Consider the following 18,068-nt stretch of genomic DNA (forward strand, 5'->3'; position numbering starts at 1 on the left):
CATGACGCCCGCAGGGGATCATATCGCCGTCACGCGGCCCGAGCTGACCTTTCCCGACGCGGAAGGGCGGCTGGTGCGCGCGGAGTACGAACGGGCGTCGGTGATCCTCGAATACGGGTCCGGCGGGTCGACCGTCATGGCCGCCGAGATGCCGGGCAAGCGGATCACCAGCGTCGAGAGCGACGGGGCATGGGCGCGGATGATGCGGGCATGGTTCGATGCGAACCCGCCGGTGTCGCCGGTGAAGATCGTGCATCACGACATCGGCCCAACCAAGGAGTGGGGCCATCCCGAGACCGACGAGGGCTGGCGCAAGTATCCGGGTTATCCGCTGAAGGTCTGGGAGACCGCGGATTTCGTCCAGCCGGACGTGGTTCTGGTGGACGGTCGGTTCCGGGTCGGCTGCGCGCTGGCGACGGCGTTCCGGACGAAGAAACCCGTGGTGGTCCTGTTCGACGACTATGTCGAACGCACCCAGTACCACGGGGTGGAGGAGTTTATCGGCAGGCCCGAGTTCACGGGCAGGCTGGCGCGGTTCGAGGTGTCGCCTATGGCGGTGCCGGCGGACCGGTTGTTGCGGGTCGTGCAGTTCCTGTCGCGGCCCTGATTGAGACACGCCGCCCGCGGGGCGGCCAAGGATGGATGGAAAAGATGCTGGAAATCAACAACCTGCATGTCGAACTTGAGGAAGAGGGCAAGGCGATCCTCAAGGGCCTGAGCCTAAAGGTCGGCGCCGGTGAAGTGCATGCGATCATGGGACCGAACGGGTCCGGCAAATCGACGCTGAGCTATGTCCTGTCGGGCCGCGATGGCTATGCCGTGACCGAAGGATCGGCCACGCTGGACGGCACCGACCTGCTGGATCTGGAGCCCGAGGAGCGTGCGGCTGCCGGGCTGTTCCTGGCGTTCCAGTACCCGGTGGAAATTCCCGGTGTCGGCAACATGACCTTCCTGCGGACCGCCGTGAACGCGCAGCGCAAGGCGCGCGGGCAGGAGGAACTGTCGGCGGCCGAATTCCTGAAGGTGATCCGCGAGAAGGCCAAGGCGCTGCAGATCGACGCGGACATGCTCAAGCGCCCCGTGAACGTCGGGTTCTCGGGCGGTGAGAAGAAGCGGAACGAGATCCTGCAGATGGCGATGCTGGAGCCCAAGATGTGCATCCTCGACGAGACCGACTCGGGCCTCGACGTCGACGCGATGAAGCTGGTGGCCGACGGCGTGAACGCGCTGCGGTCCGAGGGGCGGTCGTTCCTCGTTATCACGCATTATCAACGGCTTCTGGACCACATCAAACCCGATGTCGTGCACATCCTGTCGAACGGCAAGATCGTCAAGACGGGCGGCCCCGAGCTGGCGCTCGAGGTCGAGAACAACGGCTATGCCGAGTTTCTGGAGGAGGCGTGATGGCTCTGCCGAAACTCAAGTCCGACGCGACCGAGGCGCGTCTGGCCGCGCTGTCGCTGCCCGAGGCGCCGGGCTGGACCCGTGCCGCGCGTGACGCGGCGCTGGACCGGCTGCGGGCCATGGGCCTGCCGGCGCGGCGTGACGAGTACTGGAAATACACCCGCCCCGACAGCCTGACGGCGGTCGATGTGACGCCCGCCGCGATCTTCACGGCGACGGACGAGGCGCCGATCTTCAGCAGCATCGACCGGCTGCGGATCGTCTTTGTCGATGGCGTCTTCGATGCCGAAGCGTCCGATGACCTCGACCTCGCAGGCGTCCGGATCGAACGGCTGGCCGAGGCACAGGCCGCGGACCTGCACTGGGCGCGGGATGTCTATGGCGTGCTGGAACAGCGCGGGCAGACCCCGGTCGAGCGGCCGCTGGCGGCGCTGAACACGGCCTTTGCGACGGACGGCGTGCTGATCCATGTTTCGGGCAAGGTCGAGAAACCGATCCAGTTCGTTTACTACCACAATTCAACGACTTCGGACGCCATCCTTCACCACTGCATCAAACTCGATGCCGGGGCGGACCTGACGCTGCTGGAAAACGGTCCGGCGGCGGCACGGTTCAACAAGGTGATGGAGGTCGAGATCGCGGACGGCGCGCGGTTCGCGCATGTCCGGGCGCAGGGGCGTGACCACGAACGCCGCGCTGCGACGCACATCTTTGCGCGCCTCGGGGCCGAGAGCGTGTTCAAGAGCTTTACCCTGACCGCCAATGGCGTGATGACGCGCAATGAATGCGTGATCGAACTGACCGGCGACGACGCCGTGGCGCATGTCGCGGGCGCGGCCGTCGGGGACGGCGATTTCCACCACGACGACACCGTCTTCATCACCCATGACGCCGAGCGCTGCGAAAGCCGCCAGGTGTTCAAGAAGGTGCTGCGGAACGGCGCGACCGGCGTGTTCCAGGGCAAGATCCTCGTGAAGGCAGGCGCGCAGAAGACCGACGGCTACCAGATCAGCCAGTCGCTGCTGCTGGACGACAACAGCCAGTTCCTCGCCAAGCCCGAGCTCGAGATCTACGCCGACGACGTGGCCTGTTCGCATGGTTCCACCTCGGGCGCGATCGACGAAACGGCGCTGTTCTACCTGCGGACCCGCGGCGTGCCCGAAGGCGCGGCGACGGACCTGCTGACGCTGGCCTTCCTCGCCGAAGCGGTCGAGGAGATCGACGACGAGCCGCTGCGGGACGAAATCGTCGCACGGCTAACCGGCTGGCTGGAGCGTCGGCGGGGCTGATGTCGGCGCTCAAGGACATGGCGGCGACCTATCGCGGTCCCGGCGGGGCGATCCGCCGGATCCTCTCGCGCGGGGTGCGCGAGGACCGGGCCCTGGTGGTCGTCATGGCCGCCTGCCTGCTGATCTTCGTCGCGCAGCTGCCGCGTCTGGCGCGGCAGGCCCATATGACCGGCGAGGATCTGAATCCGCTGATGGGGGCCAGCCTGTTCGCCTGGCTGTTCATCGCGCCTTTGTTGCTTTACGGCGTCGGCGCCGTGGTGCATCTGCTGGCCCGTGTCGCGGGCGGGCGGGGCACGTTCTACGGCGCCCGCATGGCCCTGTTCTGGTCGCTCCTGTCGTCGGCCCCGGTGCTTTTGCTGCACGGGCTGGTCGCGGGGTTCATCGGGCCGGGACCGCAACTCGCGCTGGTTGGCGCGGTGTGGCTGGCGCTGTTCCTGTGGTTCTGGATCGCAGGCACCATCGCGGCCGAAAAGGGAGAGACGGCATGACCGCCGAACCGTTCACCCGGCCGTGGCTCAGGGACATGGCCCTGCGCAGCCTGACCGAACCCCGCGCCGCGGCGGCCGAACTGCTGAGCCTGTCCATCCCGCGTGACGTGCTGTGGACGTGGCTGGCGCTGTTGTCGGTGCTGAACGGCGTCCTGTACTGGTCGACCCTGCCGGCGCAGGTCGAGGTCGGGGTCATGGTCCCGGCGTTCATGCACAGCCCGATCCTGCTGACGCTGGGCCTTGCAGGGCTGATGATCCTGATGACCCAGTTCCTCGTCCTTGCCGGACGGGTGCTGGGTGGATCGGGCGACTTCTTCCGGATGTTGCAGATCACCTGCTGGCTGCAGTCGCTGCGGCTGGTGTTCCAGATGGCGGTGGTCATCGTGACGACGATCGCGCCCGGCATCGGTGCCATCATGGCGGTGGTGGGCGGCATCTGGGGGATCTTTGTCCTGGTCAACTTCCTGACCGAGGCACATCGCTTCGGCACACCGCTCAAGGCCGTGGCGACGATGGTCTTCGCCATGCTCGCCTCGGCCTTCGCCCTGTCCTTCATCCTCGCCATTCTCGGCGTCACCCCGGAAGGAGCGCTCTGATGTATGATGTGGAAAAAATCCGCGCCGATTTCCCGATCCTGTCGCGCGAAGTCAACAACAAGCCGCTGGTCTATCTCGACAACGGCGCCAGCGCGCAGAAGCCGCGCGCGGTGATCGACGCGATCACCCGCAGCTACGAGATGGAATATGCCAACGTCCATCGCGGCCTGCATTTCCTGTCCAACCTCGCGACCGAGAATTACGAGGCGGTGCGCGGCAAGATCGCCCGTTTCCTCGGTGCCGGTGAGGATGAGATCGTCCTGAACTCGGGCACGACCGAGGGGATCAACATGGTCTCCTACGGCTGGGCCGCGCCGCGGCTTCAGGCCGGGGACGAGATCGTGCTGAGCGTGATGGAGCATCACGCCAACATCGTGCCCTGGCATTTCCTGCGGGAACGGCAGGGCGTGGTGCTGAAATGGGTGGATACGGAGCCGGATGGCAGCCTCGACCCGCAGAAGGTCATCGACGCGATCGGGCCCAGGACCAGGCTGGTTGCTGTGACGCATCTGTCGAACGTGTTGGGCACCGTGGTCGACGTGAAGGCGATCTGCGCCGCCGCCCGTGCGCAGGGCGTGCCGGTGCTGGTGGACGGGTCGCAGGGCGCGGTTCACATGAAGGTGGACGTCAAGGACATCGGCTGCGACTTCTACGCGATCACCGGGCACAAGCTTTACGGTCCGTCGGGGTCCGGTGCTATCTATGTCACGCGCGAGCGGCTGGCCGAGATGCGGCCCTTCATGGGCGGCGGGGACATGATCCGCGAGGTGTCCAAGGACGCGGTCAGCTATGCCGACCCGCCGCTGAAGTTCGAGGCCGGGACGCCGGGGATCGTGCAGACCATCGGCTTCGGCGCCGCGCTGGATTATCTCGAGGCGCTCGGGATGGAGAACGTCGCCGCGCATGAGCACATGCTGGCGGACTACGCGACCCAGCGGCTGAAGGGGCTGAACTGGCTGAACCTGCAGGGCCATGCGCCCGGCAAGGCGGCGATCTTCAGCTTCACGATGAACGGCGCGGCGCATGCCCATGATATCTCGACCATTCTCGACAAGAAGGGCGTCGCCGTGCGGGCCGGACATCACTGCGCGCAACCGCTGATGGAGCATCTGGGCGTGGCGGCAACCTGCCGGGCGAGCTTTGGCCTCTACAACACCCGCGCCGAAGTCGATACGCTGATCGAGGCGCTGGAACTGGCGCATGACCTGTTTGCCTGAACGCTGTGGAATTACACACATGTATCTGAAATCGCTTGCTCTTGTCCTGATCTCGGCCACTCCGGCGCTGGCGGGGACGCAGCCCGCCGATGGCCACTGGCGCGGGTCGTGGGACCTGGTCGAAAACGCGGGCTGCCCGCAGATGATGATCGACCAGATCGCCACGATGACCGAGGGCGACAAGAGCTATGAGCGGGACATCGAGTTCCCCAAGCCCTTCGATCCCGGCGCGCTGCAGGACAATGACGTCAGCTTCGCCTGGCAGGAGGTCGAGACCGATCACTGGACCGGCAGCTACTCCGAGACGCAGACCACCGCCATGGGCGAGATGACCGTGACGGTCGCGCAGGACCTGATGATCCTGTCCGAGGACGCGATGGATCAGACCGTGGTCGCGACGATCCAGATGCCCGAGGCCATCGGCAACATGCTGAACATGCAGAACGGCACCTGTTCCTGGACCAGCGCCGTCGAGCATCGCCGCGACAATTAACGCACCAGCCTGAGCGCCGCTGTCTCGGCCGCCTCGAACGGGGCGGGGGAATGGCAGGCGCGGGCCTGCGCCACCGCGCCGTCCAGCATGGCGAGGATCGGACCGGCCATCGCCGGGTCGCCGCCACCAGCGGCCAGCGCGCGGGCGAGGGCGGTCGTGGCGGCATCCACCGCCTGTCCCAGCCTCTTCGACAGGTCTGCCTCGTGCGGCACGACCTCCTGCGCCAGAACGGCCAGCAGCGCGCCCGAGGCATAGCCGGTGCCGGTGACCCAGCCCGCCGTCTGCTGGAACAGGTGTGAAATCTGTCGGTCGGCCGGGATCGCCTTGTCCGCCGCCCGGTCGAAGCTGGCCGTGATCTCCGCCTCCAGCCAGTCGACCGCCGCGATGGCGAGCGCGGCCTTGCCGCCGGGGAAGTGGTGATAGAGCGAGCCCTTGGGGCAGCGCGCCCGCGTATGGATCTCGGTCACGCCGACAGCGTGGTAGCCGCGCTGCTGGAACAGCTCCAGCGCGGCGCGGATCAGGCGCTGACGTGTCGGGACGCTCTCGCTGACGGCCATCAGATGCGCGGCCGCGCTTCGGGCAGGACGGCGATGGAGGCCAGCGCGGTGGCGCAGAGCTTGGGCTCCTCGCCGTCGTTCTCGATGAAGATCTCGGCTTCGACCGTCGCGACCGTCTTGCCGGACCGGATCGTGCGGGCCTTGGCGCGCAGCTGCTTGCCCATGGCCGGACGCAGGAAATGGATGGTGAAGTTCGACGTCACCACGTCCTGCCCGCCGTTCGTGCTGCCCGCCCAGGCACAGGCCATATCCGCAAGCGCGCCGATGCAGCCGCCGTGGACGTAGCCGTGGTGCTGGCGCATGTCGTCGCGGAGCGGCAGCAGGATTTCCACCTGTCCGTTCCCCGCGGCAAGGCCCTGCAGGCCCATCCAACGGTTGAACCCCTGCGCGGCGGAGTTGCCGTTCAGACGGGCGAGGATCTCGGGGTCGGAATAGGCGTGCATGCTGGTGGGCCTCACTAGACTGGTCGGTCTAATTCTTGCCTTCTGCCGCGCGTGGCGTCAAGCATTGCCTTGAAATGCGTCGAAAGCGACATTCCATGGGTCGCAATCGGCCCGCGCGCCTTCCAATTCGCGGGCAGGGGACTAAGCTCGCCTTAACAGCCACAACAACAGGAGACGCCATGACGCCGCTCACCGAAGCCGACGAAATCTCGGACATTGCATTCGGGTTCATGGGCTCCAAGGCCCTGTTCGCCGCCCTGCAGTTCGAAGTCTTCACCAATCTCGCCGCCGGGCCCGCCACGGCCGAGGCGCTGGCCGCGAAGGCGGGCATTCACCGCGACCGGATGGAAACGCTGCTGACGGCGCTCGCAGGCCTGGGTCTGGTCACGGTCGAGGAGGGAAAATTCTCCAACTCGCCAGCGGCCGAGGCGTTTCTGGTGAAGGGCGCGAAATACGATTTCGGCGAATACCTGCGGCTGCAGGTCGGGCGGCAGATGTATCCGCTGCTGGACCAGATCGAGGGCGCCTTGGCTGGGACGCTGGGGGACGAGGCGACGAAATCCTATGCCGAGTGGTTTTCGGACGCGGAGGAGGCGCGGCTTTATTCCGAAAGCCAGCATGCGGGCTCCATCGGCCCCGCGCGGCAGCTGGCCAAGTCGCTGGACATCGACGGCCCGGCGCAGATGCTGGACGTGGGCGGCGGCACCGGCGCCTTCGCGATCACGCTCTGCAAGGCATTCCCCGAGCTGAAGGCCACCATCGTCGATTTCCCGAACGTCGCCCTCCTGGGGCGCAAGTATGTCGAGAAGGCCGGTCTGTCGGACCGCATCCAGTATGCCGACGGCAACGCGCTGGACCAGGGCTGGCCGGGCGGACAGGACATAGTGCTGATGTCCTACCTGTTTTCCGGCGTGCCGGGCGAGGCGCATCCCGAGCTGATCTCGGACGCCCACAAGGCGCTGAAACCGGGTGGCCGCATCCTGATCCACGATTTCGTGGTCGACGCGGGCCGCGAGGGGCCCAAGCTGGCCGCGCTCTGGCAGTTGCAGCACACCGCCTTCACCCCCGAAGCCCGTTCGCTGGACGACGCATGGCTGGCCGAGGCGCTAAGCACGGCGGGGTTCGGCGATGTTTCGGTCCGCCCGATGATCCCGGAAATGACGATGCTGGCCGAAGGCCGCAAGGCCGCCTGACCGGCCCCGCAATTTTCCGCATCCCCGGCGGCAACCCCCATTGCGGGCTGCCGCCGGATGGTCTAAGGCAACCCGGCACGCACCCGTAGCTCAGCTGGATAGAGCGCTGCCCTCCGAAGGCAGAGGCCAGAGGTTCGAATCCTCTCGGGTGCGCCATTTCTCTTGCGAGTGATACTGCTATTGAAGCGCCGCGACGCATAGGTCGCAGGACGGAAAAGCAGGCCAACCCGCTGACAGTTTTCACGATCGCGTCAGTTCGTGATTCTCATGGATGTCCGGTTTGCGCGCTTGTTGCCAGGAGCAAGTGTGCTGTGGTTGAGTGCCCGGGTGTTTTTAAAATTGCATCTTCTTCGACACGGTCAGGTGTTGGCGCTAGCCGCTCAGATGAAAGGCGCCCTGTTTGCCGCGCTTTTGTTTCTGCCGCGGATCGCAGTCGCGGAGCAGGACTGCCTTGCGGTCTCCGCAAGCCAAGCCTCGTCGCTGGCCGCTGCCAGAGGGGCGTATCATCTCTGCATTTCTGAGGAGACCAAGCGGCTAGAGACCCTGTATCGACCGACTGGCATCACTGCATGTCTTGGTGTTCCGGTCGTATACGACGCCTGCGAAGCGCCCTCCCGTGCCCTTTGCGCCGCCATGGAGCAGCGCGATCGGAAAGTGGCCGAATGCCGTGCCATGGCGTCTTTGGAGCGGATGGCGGACCTTGCCCGGACAAGGGAGGACGCGGACGCCGCGGGGATCGCCGATGGCATGGCGCGTCTTCTGAATGCCGCGCGCGGCCCGGCCAATCCGGGGGGGCAGTTGTCGCGCGTCATGACCGGGCTGGCACTGTCGGCCCTCGGCCCGGTGGCCGACAATGCCCTGTCTGACTTTCTTGAAACCGCCAATCGGTTCGATGCCGGAGGCTCGGCAGACGGCGCGCGCCGGACACTTCGCGAGATGAGTTTTGTACCGCACTCGATCAACTCCGACCTGTCAGCCAATATCGCCACGATGGAGCAGCAGGTCTCACCGGTGCTGGATGTCGCCCGGACGGTGGCCGAAAAACAGTATCGCCTGCCAGGTGGCGACCGTTTCACGAGCGTGGATCCGGGGCAGGCGGACGACCTGACCCTGTCGCTGCTCGGTGCCGCGCTGCAAGGCGCTCCAGACAGCGGGAGGGTGCCGACGATCCCGTTCGACCTGAACGAAGCTCGGAGCGAGAAATCGGGGACAATGGCGCGACGGGCAGAGCCGCGTGCAACACCATCTGTACCGCAGTCACAGCCACAATCTCGAAGTGATCCCGGTACGGCGCAGCCGGCGTTTCACCCGACGGGCAAAGGCTGTGTTCGCTGCGATACCCTGTGCTCCTTTTCGACGCAGTTTAGCGCGGTGGTCCGTGGCCTCAGCGTGAGCGAGTGCTCTCGGAAATGCGTCTCCTACCAGAAGACCTCGCGCTATCCGGGATATTGGTGCCTGCCGGCTTGGGCCGTCAGGCAGTATGTGCCAAGCCAGTATTGGTCGCGCATCAGGTAGACGTCCGCAATCAGCGCAGGGTGAAAGTCCGCGCGTCCTGGAGGCTTGCTTCCCGCGCGCAGTAGTCTGCGTAATAGAATGGTTGATTGTCCACGCGAACGGCAGCTCTTTCGTACCCGAAAATCGGTCTGCGGCCGCTGTTTCTGCAAGTGTCGCTTGCCGCAGAGAGAGAGATCGACAGGCCTCTGAGTTCAAACCTGATGTCGCCTGCCCGACCTGCATCGTCTGTCTCGCAGGTCAGTATGCCCTGTTCAGTTTGCCCTCCAAACAGGAACCTCGCGCGCGAAACTCGCATGCCGTAGGAGTCGTGACGTGGGAAAATCGAATAGGTGAGGGCGCCGAACCTGACGACATAGGGTGCCCGGGCCGGCATTTCGGCGCCAATTTCCTTGGGATCGGGTCGGACAACACTCTGGCAGAGTTCCCGACCCGCCTTGGCGGCGGCAGAGATCGCGCCTTGGAACCAGGCGTGCATAGCTGTGTCGGTTGCCGGGCCGCGCTGTCCGTCCCTCTGGCCATCATAAAGGCCGAGCCCGGCCAGACTTCCCTGCACCTCGGCTACATCTGCGGTGGACATCGACACGCGAAAGGGCGGCAGCGGCCCGAGGTCGAGCGGCGCCGGATTGGCAAGCTGTCTGACCATCGGATTTTCGGTGTTTCCGAGGAGGCGCCGGGCGAGAAGGCCGTTCGGACCGGCGCTGACGACACCTTCGTTCAGATCGTGATCCTGTGAAATCATCGTCAGGATGCGAAATCCGTCCTGCCCGTCATCGCCCCGAGCGCTGAGTCCGAGCAGGGCGGCGAGCGGCACGGTGATTCCGGGGACAAGCCCGTAATATACCGTTCGCGGATCCTCCTGCATGTGCGCCTTCAGTGTTCCGGTTTCCGCAATCACGGCGTCATATAAATCCCGATCGCCGTGCCATGCAGCGTATTCCAGCGCTGTCCAGTTGATGCCATCCGGTTTTTCCAGTTGCGCGCCCAGTCGCAGAAGCGCGCGCAGCAGAAATCTGTCTCCGGCCTCCACCGCCATCAGCGCAAGCCGGTCCAACTCTACGGAGGACAGTGCATCCCAAGCGTCGGCGGCCGAAGGCGCGCGGTCCAGAGACACCCCTCCGTATTGCGACAACAGATCGACAGTCGCACCGTCGCGGCCTTTGGCGGTGCGATCGGCGCCTGCGGTAAGGAACCATCGGACCACCGGCCCATGCCCGTGATGCGCGGCCGTCATCATGGGCGTCCAGCCGGTCGCTTCGTCCCGGGCATCTATGGGGGCACCCGCGTCATGCAGACCGCGAAGCGCGTTCAGGTCTCCGGCGGCGGCTGCCATGTGCATCAATTGAGTCGTCATCGCCGTATCCGCCGGCAGCCCGTCTTCAGCAAGCGCGGCGGTCAATTCCGCACTGTTGCCGGTACCAATCAGAACGGCCAGCCTCCATCCTCCGTCGGCCTGAGCGCGGGACGGTTGGGGCGCGGTACTGAGTGCGAGGTAAAGGATCAGTCCGGCAAAACGATACATATTTCGGATCGTGTCACGCGGGCTTTGTCGGTTCAAGGTCCTGCCCGGCTGCAACGTTCAGGGTCGGATGTCATTCCGCCTTCGGCCGTTCGTAAGGGCATCCCGCCCGCCATGACTGCCAGGTCGGGCGGGAGCCTGCGGTCAGCCCATCTGAAATCCCGGCGTGGATTTCGAGATCTCCGTCTCGGCCTCGTCCATGTCCTCGGGGATCCCCTCGAACAGCGGCGTGCTCATGTAGCGTTCGCCCGTGTCGGGCAGCATGGCGAGGATGACGCTGCCGGGTTCGGCCTTTTCCGCGACCTTCATCGCCACCGCGAAGGTCGATCCGCCGGAAATGCCGGTCAGGATGCCCTCCTGCTGCGCCAGCTTCTTTGCCCATGCTATGCCGTCGGGCCCGGCGACAGGGATCAGTTCGTCATAGAGCTTGTTGTCCAGTGCCTCCTGCAGCACGGCGGGGATGAAGTCCGGGGTCCAGCCCTGGATGGGATGCGGTTCGAACGCGGGGTGCGAGACGGCGGGGCTGCCGTCGGCGGTGCGCTCCTGTGCGGTGCCGCTCTGGACCAGCGCGGCGTTGGCCGGTTCGGTCAGGATGATCTTCGTCTCTGGCCGCTCGCGCCGCAGGACGCGGCCGACGCCGGTGACGGTCCCGCCGGTTCCGTAGCCCGAGACGAAGTAATCCAGCCGTTTGCCGTGGAAATCGCACAGGATTTCCGGCCCGGTGGTCGCTTCGTGGATGGCGGCGTTTGCGGCGGTTTCGAACTGGCGGGCCAGGAACCAGCCGTTCTTTTCGGCCAGTTCGACGGCCTTCTGATACATGCCGAAGCCTTTCTGCGCGCGCGGCGTCAGGACGACCTTGGCGCCCATCATCCGCATGAGCTTGCGCCGTTCGATGGAGAAGCTGTCGGCCATGGTGACCACCAGCGGATAGCCCTTGGCGGCGCAGACCATGGCAAGGCCGATGCCGGTGTTGCCGCTGGTGGCTTCGACCACGGTCTGGCCTGGCTTGAGTTTGCCCTCGCGTTCGGCGGTTTCGATGATGCTGAGGGCGAGGCGGTCCTTGACCGAGGCGGCGGGGTTGAAGAACTCGGCCTTCACATAGACCTCGACCCCGTCCGGGGCGAGGCGGTTGATCCGGATGACCGGGGTGTCGCCGATCGTGTCGGTGATGGAATTATAGAGCGTGCCGCCCGTGGTGGGATAAGTCGTCATGCCGGTGTCTCCTCCTGTCCGGTGTGCCGGGACCGAGTGTAACGCCGCCAGGTGGGCAATGCCCAAGGCAAAAACCGCGGCGGACGGAATACGGGCGATCCTTCCGCGGAACCTGACCTGAAAAGGAAAAAGGCGCGCCGGTTGGCGCGCCTTTCAGAACGTGGTTGGTGCTGACAGCCTCAGCTGCCCCAGGAGCGGACCGGGCCGCAATCCATATGCACGAAATCCGAACTGGTGTAGCGACCGACGCCGCCGGCATGGCAGGACACCGCCGCGCGGGCCATCTGGCTGACCGACCGCGACTGGAGCCGCAGATCCGCAGCCTCGCCCCGCAGGTGGCGGGAATTCTTGGCCACGCCGGAGGAACGAGCCCGCAGCATCGCGTTCGTCTCGGGCGAGCGATAGCCCGAGATCAGCATGTAGGGTTCGGTCACGTTCAGCAGATTGTGCGAGGCGGCCATGATGTCCATGGTCCGCATGTCGATGTTCTTGAGCTGATTGTTGCGCCAGTCCCGCATGAAGTAGGTCACTTCACGCACCGCATCCGCGATATATTCGCCTTCGATCCAGTAGATCATGTCCAGCTTTTCGCCGGTCCGAGCCGAATACATCTTCAGTCTGCGAATATCTCCGGCCCCGCGAAGGAACCCAGCGGCCTTCGTATACGTTGGTGCTGCAACAAGAGTGGTTGCCGCAAATGCGCCCAATAGGGCACGGCGCGACATAGTCGTTGTGGTATTGGTCATAGAGCGCCTGTCCCGTGCTTTTGCCCGATGCCGCGACGTTGCGCGGCCAATTCATCCCATCCCCAAGTGCGGAAAACATCGCACAAACGAGCAGTGAGACCAAGGCGAAGATACTTAGAATGCTCACCAACCCGTGAGGTCGGCAGAATCTTGCTGACATATGGTGGAATTCCACCATTTTGGGTGGGCGCGTCATCGGGCTACATCAGTTTGCGGATCTTTTGCATGAACCGCTGAGGGGCGCTGGACAACAGCACGGGCCCGGTTCACACCGGACGACGGCCCGATCACGAAAACGGACAGGGGGTTTACCGAATGACGCGCAGGTCACTGAAAGGCATCCGAAACGTACTGGCGGGGGTATGCCTTGCAGCCGTGGTCGGCGCGCTGCCGGCGGCGCCCGTCCGCGCGGAGGTCGGCATGGCCTTCATGCAGGCGGTGGCCGAAGCTTCGGCCCGCGACCGCGACGTGGCCAAGTGGTACCGCGACACGGGTTACGCGCCGGTCTGGACCGCGCCGGGCGACGAGGCCCGGATGCGCCGCGCCGCGCTGCTGGATGCCTTTGCCGTCGCCCACGCCCACGCTCTGCCCGAAGGCAAGTACAGCGCCGACAAGCTGCGCGCGATGATGTCCCGTGCCGTCACGCCGCGCGACCTCGGTCGGCTGGAGGCCGAACTGACGCGTGTCTATCTGGATTTCGCGACCGACATCCAGACCGGCGTGCTGGTCCCGCGCGAGGTCGATGACGGCATCAAGCGCGAGGTGCCGCTGCGCAGCGTCGAAAGCTACATGACCGGTATCACCAGCCCGGATCCGGTCGGCTTCGTCCGCGGTCTTGCGCCGCGCACCGGGGAATACACGCGCCTGCTCAAGGCCAAGCTGGATCTGGAATACCGCGTCAATCACGGTGGCTGGGGCGCGCCGGTGGCCGCCAGCTCGCTCAAGCCGGGGCAGGAGGGGCGCGATGTCGTCGCCCTGCGCAACCGGCTGATCGCCATGGGCTACCTGCCGTGGTCGGTCGGCACCCGCTACGATGCCGAGATGCAGATGGCCGTCCAGACCTTCCAGGAGGATCACGGCCTGCTGCCCGACGGCGTCGCAGGGGCCGGCACGATGACCGAGATCAACGTCCCGATCGGCGAGCGTCTGAAGTCCGTCATCGTTGCGCTGGAGCGTGAGCGGTGGATGAACATGGAGCGTGGCAAGCGCCACATCCTCGTGAACCTGACCGACTTCCACGCGCGGATCATGGACGACGACAAGCTGACCTTCGTCACCCGCTCGGTGATCGGTCAGAACACCGGCGATCGTCGCAGCCCGGAATTCTCGGACGAGATGGACCATCTGGTCATCAATCCGACGTGGAACGTGCCGCGGTCGATCGCGACCAAGGAATACCTGCCGGCCTTCAAGCGGAACCCGTATTCCAACAGCCATCTCAAGCTCTACAACGCGCGCGGACAGGTGGTGGACCGGGGGTCGGTGAACTTCGCGGCCTACAACGAGCGGAACTTCCCGTTCGACGTGAAACAGCCGCCGTCCTCGCGCAATGCGCTCGGGCTGGTGAAGTTCATGTTCCCGAACAAGTACAACATCTACCTGCACGACACGCCGTCCAAGAGCCTGTTCGATCGCGAAGCCCGCGACTTCAGCCATGGCTGCATCCGTCTGGCCGATCCGTTCGACTTCGCCTACGAACTGCTGTCCCGTCAGGAAGCCGATCCGCAGGGCTTTTTCCAGTCGATCCTGCGGACCGGCCGGGAAACGAGGGTGAACCTCAAGGAACCGGTGCCGGTGCACCTGATCTATCGCACCGCCGTGACCGATCCCAAGGGCCGGATCACCTTCCGCCGCGATGTCTACGGACGCGATGGCCGGGTGTGGGACGCGCTGCAACGCGCGGGCGTGATCCTGCCCGGCGGACAGAGCTGAGGCCGCGGCCCATGGCCGCCGCGTCATGCCGCACAGCATAGCCGATATCGCCGCCGCCCTCGGGGCGGTGGCGGTCGGTGATACCTCACTGACAGTCGAAGCTGCGACGTCTCCGGCAACCGCCGGGCCTGGCGATCTTGCCGTTGCGCTCGGCGGGGCGCATGTCGTGGCGCTTTGCGAGGGGGCGGCCCGCGCGGCGATCCTGCCGGACGGCACCGACTGGGCGGCGCTCGGGCTCGATGCCGCAATCCTGTTGCCGGTCGGACGTGAGACACTGCACAGGATCACGGCGCATATGGATAGGGGGCAGGGCCATCCGCCCGGCATCCACGCCGGCGCGGTGATCGACCCGACGGCGCGGATCGGGGCAGGGGTCAGCATCGGCCCATTTGCCGTGATCGGCCCCGGCGCCCGTATCGGGGCGGGGACGATCATCGCTGATGGCGTGCACGTCGGGCCGGAGGCTTGCATCGGCGCAGACACGGTCCTGCATCCCCACGTCCGCATCGGCGCCCGCGTCCGTATCGGTGACCGGTTCATCGCGCAGCCCGGCGCGACGGTGGGCTTCGACGGCTTCTCCTTCACCACGCTGCGGCCGTCCCAAGCGGAGCAGGCGCGGACGGTTCTCGCATCGCCCGATACGCCGCCGGACGGCCAGCCCTGGCTGCGGGTTCACTCCCTCGCCAGCGTCGAGATCGGCGCGGATGTGGAACTGGGTGCCAACACCTGCGTCGACAGCGGCACGCTGGCGCCGACGCGGATCGGGTCGGGCACAAAGATCGACAACCTCTGCCATATCGCGCACAATGTGACCGTGGGTGACGATTGCCTTTTTGCGGCAATGGTCGGGATCGCCGGATCCTGCCGGATCGGCAACAACGTGGTGCTGGGCGGCAAGGTCGGGGTCAGCGATCATGTCTCGGTCGGCGACCATGTCGTGGCGGGTGGCGGATCGGTCATCCTGAGCACCGTGCCCGCCGGCCGCGTGATGCTGGGCTATCCGGCGACGCGGATCGAGACGCAGGTCGAGAGCTACAAGGCAATGCGGCGGCTGCCACGGCTGATCCGCCGCATCGAAAGGCTGCAGAAATCGGTTTTCAAGTCGGAACAGAAAGACTAAATCGGGGCCAACCGCGACAGGGGGAGGCGTGAGCATGAGCGTCAAGGACAAGGTCATCGCGATCATCGCCGAGCAGGCGGTGCTGGAACCCTCGGACGTGACGATGGACAGCACCCTCGAAGACCTCGGAATTGACAGCCTCGGGCTGGTCGAAAGCATCTTCGCGATCGAGGAGGCGTTCGACATCCAGATCCCGTTCAACGCGAACGAACCGACCGAAAGCGATTTCGACATCACCAACGTGGGCACCATCGTCGCCGGGATCGAGAAGCTGGTGGCGGAACAGCACGCGTGAAACGGGTCGTCATCACGGGCGCGGGCACGATCAACGCGCTCGGACATTCGGTCGCCGAGACCTTCGAGGCGTTCCGCGAGGGCCGCTGCGGGATCGGCGCGCTTGAAATGCGCGACGTGGAGCGGCTGGCCATCCAGATCGGCGGACAGGTCAAGGGCTTCGAGGCCGAGGGCGAGTTCAACCGCCAGCAGATGGCGCTCTACGACCGGTTCACCATGTTCACCCTGCACGCCGCCAAGGAGGCGATCGCGCAGGCCGGGCTGGAATTCGTGGGCGAACTGGCCGCCAAGTCCGGCGTCGTGCTGGGCACGGCGGGCGGCGGTGTGTCGACGTGGGATGACAACTACCGGGCCGTCTACGAAGAGGGGAAGAACCGGGTTCACCCCTTCGTCGTGCCCAAGCTGATGAACAACGCGGCCGCGTCGCACGTCAGCATGGAATACAACCTCAAGGGCCCGTCCTTTACCGTGTCCACCGCCTGCGCGTCGTCGAACCACGCGATGGCGCAGGCGTTCCAGATGGTCCGCTCCGGCATGGCGCCCGCCATGGTCACCGGCGGGTCGGAGTCGATGCTCTGCTTCGGCGGGGTGAAGGCTTGGGAAGGCCTGCGCGTCATGTCCAAGGACGCCTGCCGCCCGTTCAGTCTGAACCGCAACGGCATGGTGCAGGGCGAGGGCGCGGGCGTCTTCGTCTTCGAAGAGATGGAGCACGCGAAAAAGCGCGGGGCCGTCATCCTGGCCGAGGTGATCGGCTTCGCCATGTCGTCCGACGCCGCCGATATCGTCATGCCGTCCAAGCAGGGCGCGGCGCGGGCGATCACCGGGGCGATGCAGGACGCGCGGATCAATCCCGAGGACGTGGGCTATATCAACGCGCATGGCACCGGGACGGCGGCGAACGACAAGACGGAATGCGCGGCCGTGGCGGATGCGCTTGGTCATCACGCGGACGCGGTGATGATCTCTTCGACCAAGTCGATGCACGGGCACCTGATCGGCGGCACGGGCGCGGTCGAGCTTCTGGCCTGCATCATGGCGCTGAAGGACGGGGTGGTCGCGCCGACCATCGGCTACGAGGAACCCGATCCGGAATGCGCGCTGGACGTCGTCCCGAATACCGCGCGTGAGGCGAAGGTCGAGGTCGCGCTGTCCAACGCGTTCGCCTTTGGCGGGCTGAACGCGGTGCTAGCGCTCAGGAAAGCCTGACAGGTTTCACGATCGGCACAGGCACAACAAAAAAGCCGGCCAGACGGCCGGCTTTCGCGTGTTTCGGGGGCAGGTCAGGTCACTGTTGACCGGGCGCCACGGTGATCTGGTCGTAGCCGGCGGTGAAACCGGTCAGCGAAAGGTTGAGCGCCAGTTTCACGTCCGGGGCCGCGTAGGGCACGATTGTCAGCGTCGCCGCTTTGCCGCGCTTGAGCGAATCCACATCCGCCTGGGTCAGGCCGATCCGGGCGAAACAGCCGACCTGGTTGCAGAAGGAAAAACGATACCGCTTGCCCTTCGCGCCATCGACGGACAGCATCATGTCCTCGATCAGCGCGGTCTCGAGCGGAACGACGACAGTCGCGCCGGCTGCGGCCTGGCCACCTGCGGGCAGGCGGAACAGGCTGAACTCTGCGACCGGGTTGTCGTTCTCGTCGCGCAGCAGCTGATACAGCTGGCAGCTTTCATCGGCCCCTTCCGCGGGCGCTTTCATGCACTGTACCAGCCAGTCGCCGCTTTCGGCCTTGGTATAGGGCTGACCCTCGGCGCCTTCGCCGTCGTCGGTGCCCATGGTCAGGTCGCCGGACTGGGAGGGCTGCTCGGTCGCAGGCTGCTCGGTCGCAGGCTGTTCGGCTGCGGGCTGGGTCGTCGAGTCGCTGGTTTCGCCAGTGGTCTGTGCGACGGCCGGCGCGGCCAGTGCGAGTGCGATAAGAAACGAAAGAATACGGGTCATCTCTGTCCTGTCTGTCCAGCGTCGGCACAACACCGACGGTCCATTTGTCGAGCGCGATCTAACACGGTGTGACCGGCTTGTCAGTCCCCCCGTCGGGGGGGCGGCGGCACGCCG

At 65.6% G+C, this 18,068-nt stretch carries 19 protein-coding genes and 1 tRNA gene; 14 read left to right on the forward strand and 6 right to left on the reverse strand.

The window, feature by feature from the left end:
• Position 1 precedes the first annotated feature (1 nt).
• Genes ATO6_RS16945 through ATO6_RS16975 form a run of 7 tightly spaced genes read left to right on the forward strand, consistent with a single transcriptional unit; the run spans position 2 to position 5,487 of the window.
• On the forward strand, positions 2–607 hold the full coding sequence (locus ATO6_RS16945) for a hypothetical protein (RefSeq protein ID WP_088625224.1): 606 nt from the start codon (positions 2–4) through the stop codon (positions 605–607).
• A gap of 44 nt (positions 608–651) precedes the next feature.
• Positions 652–1,404, forward strand: a complete 753-nt coding sequence (gene sufC / locus ATO6_RS16950; protein ID WP_088625447.1) for a Fe-S cluster assembly ATPase SufC — start codon at positions 652–654, stop codon at positions 1,402–1,404.
• On the forward strand, positions 1,404–2,693 hold the full coding sequence (sufD, locus tag ATO6_RS16955; protein ID WP_088625225.1) for a Fe-S cluster assembly protein SufD: 1,290 nt from the start codon (positions 1,404–1,406) through the stop codon (positions 2,691–2,693). The genes sufC and sufD overlap by 1 nt, the downstream gene beginning before the upstream one ends.
• Positions 2,693–3,181 (forward strand): YIP1 family protein, encoded by a 489-nt coding sequence (locus tag ATO6_RS16960; protein WP_088625226.1) that lies wholly within the window; start codon positions 2,693–2,695, stop codon positions 3,179–3,181. Before sufD ends, ATO6_RS16960 begins: the two co-directional genes overlap by 1 nt.
• Positions 3,178–3,777, forward strand: coding sequence for a Yip1 family protein (locus ATO6_RS16965; protein ID WP_088625227.1), 600 nt, complete (start codon positions 3,178–3,180; stop codon positions 3,775–3,777). Before ATO6_RS16960 ends, ATO6_RS16965 begins: the two co-directional genes overlap by 4 nt.
• Positions 3,777–4,994, forward strand: coding sequence for a cysteine desulfurase (locus ATO6_RS16970; protein WP_088625228.1), 1,218 nt, complete (start codon positions 3,777–3,779; stop codon positions 4,992–4,994). The genes ATO6_RS16965 and ATO6_RS16970 overlap by 1 nt, the downstream gene beginning before the upstream one ends.
• A 19-nt stretch (positions 4,995–5,013) precedes the next feature.
• On the forward strand, positions 5,014–5,487 hold the full coding sequence (locus ATO6_RS16975; protein ID WP_088625229.1) for a hypothetical protein: 474 nt from the start codon (positions 5,014–5,016) through the stop codon (positions 5,485–5,487).
• Here ATO6_RS16975 and ATO6_RS16980 read toward each other — a convergent pair.
• On the reverse strand, positions 5,484–6,044 hold the full coding sequence (locus ATO6_RS16980; RefSeq protein ID WP_088625230.1) for a TetR/AcrR family transcriptional regulator: 561 nt from the start codon (positions 6,042–6,044) through the stop codon (positions 5,484–5,486). The two genes, ATO6_RS16975 and ATO6_RS16980, sit on opposite strands and share 4 nt — an antisense overlap.
• Positions 6,044–6,487, reverse strand: a complete 444-nt coding sequence (locus ATO6_RS16985) for a PaaI family thioesterase (RefSeq protein ID WP_088625231.1) — start codon at positions 6,485–6,487, stop codon at positions 6,044–6,046. Before ATO6_RS16985 ends, ATO6_RS16980 begins: the two co-directional genes overlap by 1 nt.
• 179 nt (positions 6,488–6,666) lie before the next feature.
• Here ATO6_RS16985 and ATO6_RS16990 point away from each other — a divergent pair, with 179 nt between their 5' ends.
• From ATO6_RS16990 to ATO6_RS17000, 3 genes are all read left to right on the forward strand, one after another.
• A complete protein-coding gene (locus tag ATO6_RS16990) occupies positions 6,667–7,680 on the forward strand; it encodes a methyltransferase (protein ID WP_088625232.1) in 1,014 nt (337 codons plus the stop codon).
• 79 nt (positions 7,681–7,759) lie between these two features.
• Positions 7,760–7,836: transfer RNA gene (locus tag ATO6_RS16995), tRNA-Arg, on the forward strand.
• Between the two features lie 111 nt (positions 7,837–7,947).
• Positions 7,948–9,195 (forward strand): hypothetical protein, encoded by a 1,248-nt coding sequence (locus ATO6_RS17000; RefSeq protein WP_141102029.1) that lies wholly within the window; start codon positions 7,948–7,950, stop codon positions 9,193–9,195.
• Positions 9,196–9,205: 10 nt separating this feature from the next.
• Here ATO6_RS17000 and ATO6_RS17005 read toward each other — a convergent pair whose 3' ends face one another.
• From ATO6_RS17005 to ATO6_RS17015, 3 genes are all read right to left on the reverse strand, one after another.
• Complete coding sequence (locus ATO6_RS17005) at positions 9,206–10,714, reverse strand: ankyrin repeat domain-containing protein (protein ID WP_088625234.1); 1,509 nt, start codon at positions 10,712–10,714, stop codon at positions 9,206–9,208.
• 141 nt (positions 10,715–10,855) lie between these two features.
• The gene (gene cysK, locus ATO6_RS17010; protein WP_088625235.1) at positions 10,856–11,923 is read right to left on the reverse strand and encodes a cysteine synthase A; all 1,068 of its coding nucleotides are present in this window, start codon (positions 11,921–11,923) and stop codon (positions 10,856–10,858) included.
• A gap of 179 nt (positions 11,924–12,102) precedes the next feature.
• Positions 12,103–12,669 (reverse strand): DUF882 domain-containing protein, encoded by a 567-nt coding sequence (locus tag ATO6_RS17015; RefSeq protein WP_088625236.1) that lies wholly within the window; start codon positions 12,667–12,669, stop codon positions 12,103–12,105.
• A gap of 315 nt (positions 12,670–12,984) precedes the next feature.
• On the opposite strand from ATO6_RS17015, the gene ATO6_RS17020 reads away from it, so the two are divergent.
• Genes ATO6_RS17020 through ATO6_RS17035 form a run of 4 tightly spaced genes read left to right on the forward strand, consistent with a single transcriptional unit; the run spans position 12,985 to position 17,221 of the window.
• The gene (locus tag ATO6_RS17020; RefSeq protein WP_088625237.1) at positions 12,985–14,601 is read left to right on the forward strand and encodes a murein L,D-transpeptidase; all 1,617 of its coding nucleotides are present in this window, start codon (positions 12,985–12,987) and stop codon (positions 14,599–14,601) included.
• 25 nt (positions 14,602–14,626) lie between these two features.
• Complete coding sequence (locus ATO6_RS17025; RefSeq protein WP_088625238.1) at positions 14,627–15,721, forward strand: UDP-3-O-(3-hydroxymyristoyl)glucosamine N-acyltransferase; 1,095 nt, start codon at positions 14,627–14,629, stop codon at positions 15,719–15,721.
• A 34-nt stretch (positions 15,722–15,755) separates the two neighbouring features.
• Positions 15,756–16,016, forward strand: coding sequence for an acyl carrier protein (locus tag ATO6_RS17030; RefSeq protein ID WP_088625239.1), 261 nt, complete (start codon positions 15,756–15,758; stop codon positions 16,014–16,016).
• Complete coding sequence (locus ATO6_RS17035; protein WP_088625240.1) at positions 16,013–17,221, forward strand: beta-ketoacyl synthase; 1,209 nt, start codon at positions 16,013–16,015, stop codon at positions 17,219–17,221. Before ATO6_RS17030 ends, ATO6_RS17035 begins: the two co-directional genes overlap by 4 nt.
• A gap of 79 nt (positions 17,222–17,300) precedes the next feature.
• Here the strand turns inward: ATO6_RS17035 and ATO6_RS17040 are convergent, their stop codons facing one another.
• Complete coding sequence (locus ATO6_RS17040; RefSeq protein WP_088625241.1) at positions 17,301–17,954, reverse strand: invasion associated locus B family protein; 654 nt, start codon at positions 17,952–17,954, stop codon at positions 17,301–17,303.
• Positions 17,955–18,068 lie beyond the last annotated feature (114 nt).

Origin of the sequence: Oceanicola sp. 22II-s10i (genome assembly GCF_002210105.1) — a bacterium.
Classification (GTDB): Bacteria; Pseudomonadota; Alphaproteobacteria; order Rhodobacterales; family Rhodobacteraceae; genus Pseudooceanicola.

What these genes read in the sequence shown, in the direction of transcription:
- ATO6_RS16945 (WP_088625224.1), top strand. Translation starts at nt 2, where the DNA reads ATGACGCCCGCAGGGGATCATATCGCCGTCACGCGGCCCGAGCTGACC.
- sufC (WP_088625447.1), top strand. Translation starts at nt 652, where the DNA reads ATGCTGGAAATCAACAACCTGCATGTCGAACTTGAGGAAGAGGGCAAG.
- sufD (WP_088625225.1), top strand. Translation starts at nt 1,404, where the DNA reads ATGGCTCTGCCGAAACTCAAGTCCGACGCGACCGAGGCGCGTCTGGCC.
- ATO6_RS16960 (WP_088625226.1), top strand. Translation starts at nt 2,693, where the DNA reads ATGTCGGCGCTCAAGGACATGGCGGCGACCTATCGCGGTCCCGGCGGG.
- ATO6_RS16965 (WP_088625227.1), top strand. Translation starts at nt 3,178, where the DNA reads ATGACCGCCGAACCGTTCACCCGGCCGTGGCTCAGGGACATGGCCCTG.
- ATO6_RS16970 (WP_088625228.1), top strand. Translation starts at nt 3,777, where the DNA reads ATGTATGATGTGGAAAAAATCCGCGCCGATTTCCCGATCCTGTCGCGC.
- ATO6_RS16975 (WP_088625229.1), top strand. Translation starts at nt 5,014, where the DNA reads ATGTATCTGAAATCGCTTGCTCTTGTCCTGATCTCGGCCACTCCGGCG.
- ATO6_RS16980 (WP_088625230.1), bottom strand. Translation starts at nt 6,044, where the DNA reads ATGGCCGTCAGCGAGAGCGTCCCGACACGTCAGCGCCTGATCCGCGCC.
- ATO6_RS16985 (WP_088625231.1), bottom strand. Translation starts at nt 6,487, where the DNA reads ATGCACGCCTATTCCGACCCCGAGATCCTCGCCCGTCTGAACGGCAAC.
- ATO6_RS16990 (WP_088625232.1), top strand. Translation starts at nt 6,667, where the DNA reads ATGACGCCGCTCACCGAAGCCGACGAAATCTCGGACATTGCATTCGGG.
- ATO6_RS17000 (WP_141102029.1), top strand. Translation starts at nt 7,948, where the DNA reads ATGGATGTCCGGTTTGCGCGCTTGTTGCCAGGAGCAAGTGTGCTGTGG.
- ATO6_RS17005 (WP_088625234.1), bottom strand. Translation starts at nt 10,714, where the DNA reads ATGTATCGTTTTGCCGGACTGATCCTTTACCTCGCACTCAGTACCGCG.
- cysK (WP_088625235.1), bottom strand. Translation starts at nt 11,923, where the DNA reads ATGACGACTTATCCCACCACGGGCGGCACGCTCTATAATTCCATCACC.
- ATO6_RS17015 (WP_088625236.1), bottom strand. Translation starts at nt 12,669, where the DNA reads ATGACCAATACCACAACGACTATGTCGCGCCGTGCCCTATTGGGCGCA.
- ATO6_RS17020 (WP_088625237.1), top strand. Translation starts at nt 12,985, where the DNA reads ATGACGCGCAGGTCACTGAAAGGCATCCGAAACGTACTGGCGGGGGTA.
- ATO6_RS17025 (WP_088625238.1), top strand. Translation starts at nt 14,627, where the DNA reads ATGCCGCACAGCATAGCCGATATCGCCGCCGCCCTCGGGGCGGTGGCG.
- ATO6_RS17030 (WP_088625239.1), top strand. Translation starts at nt 15,756, where the DNA reads ATGAGCGTCAAGGACAAGGTCATCGCGATCATCGCCGAGCAGGCGGTG.
- ATO6_RS17040 (WP_088625241.1), bottom strand. Translation starts at nt 17,954, where the DNA reads ATGACCCGTATTCTTTCGTTTCTTATCGCACTCGCACTGGCCGCGCCG.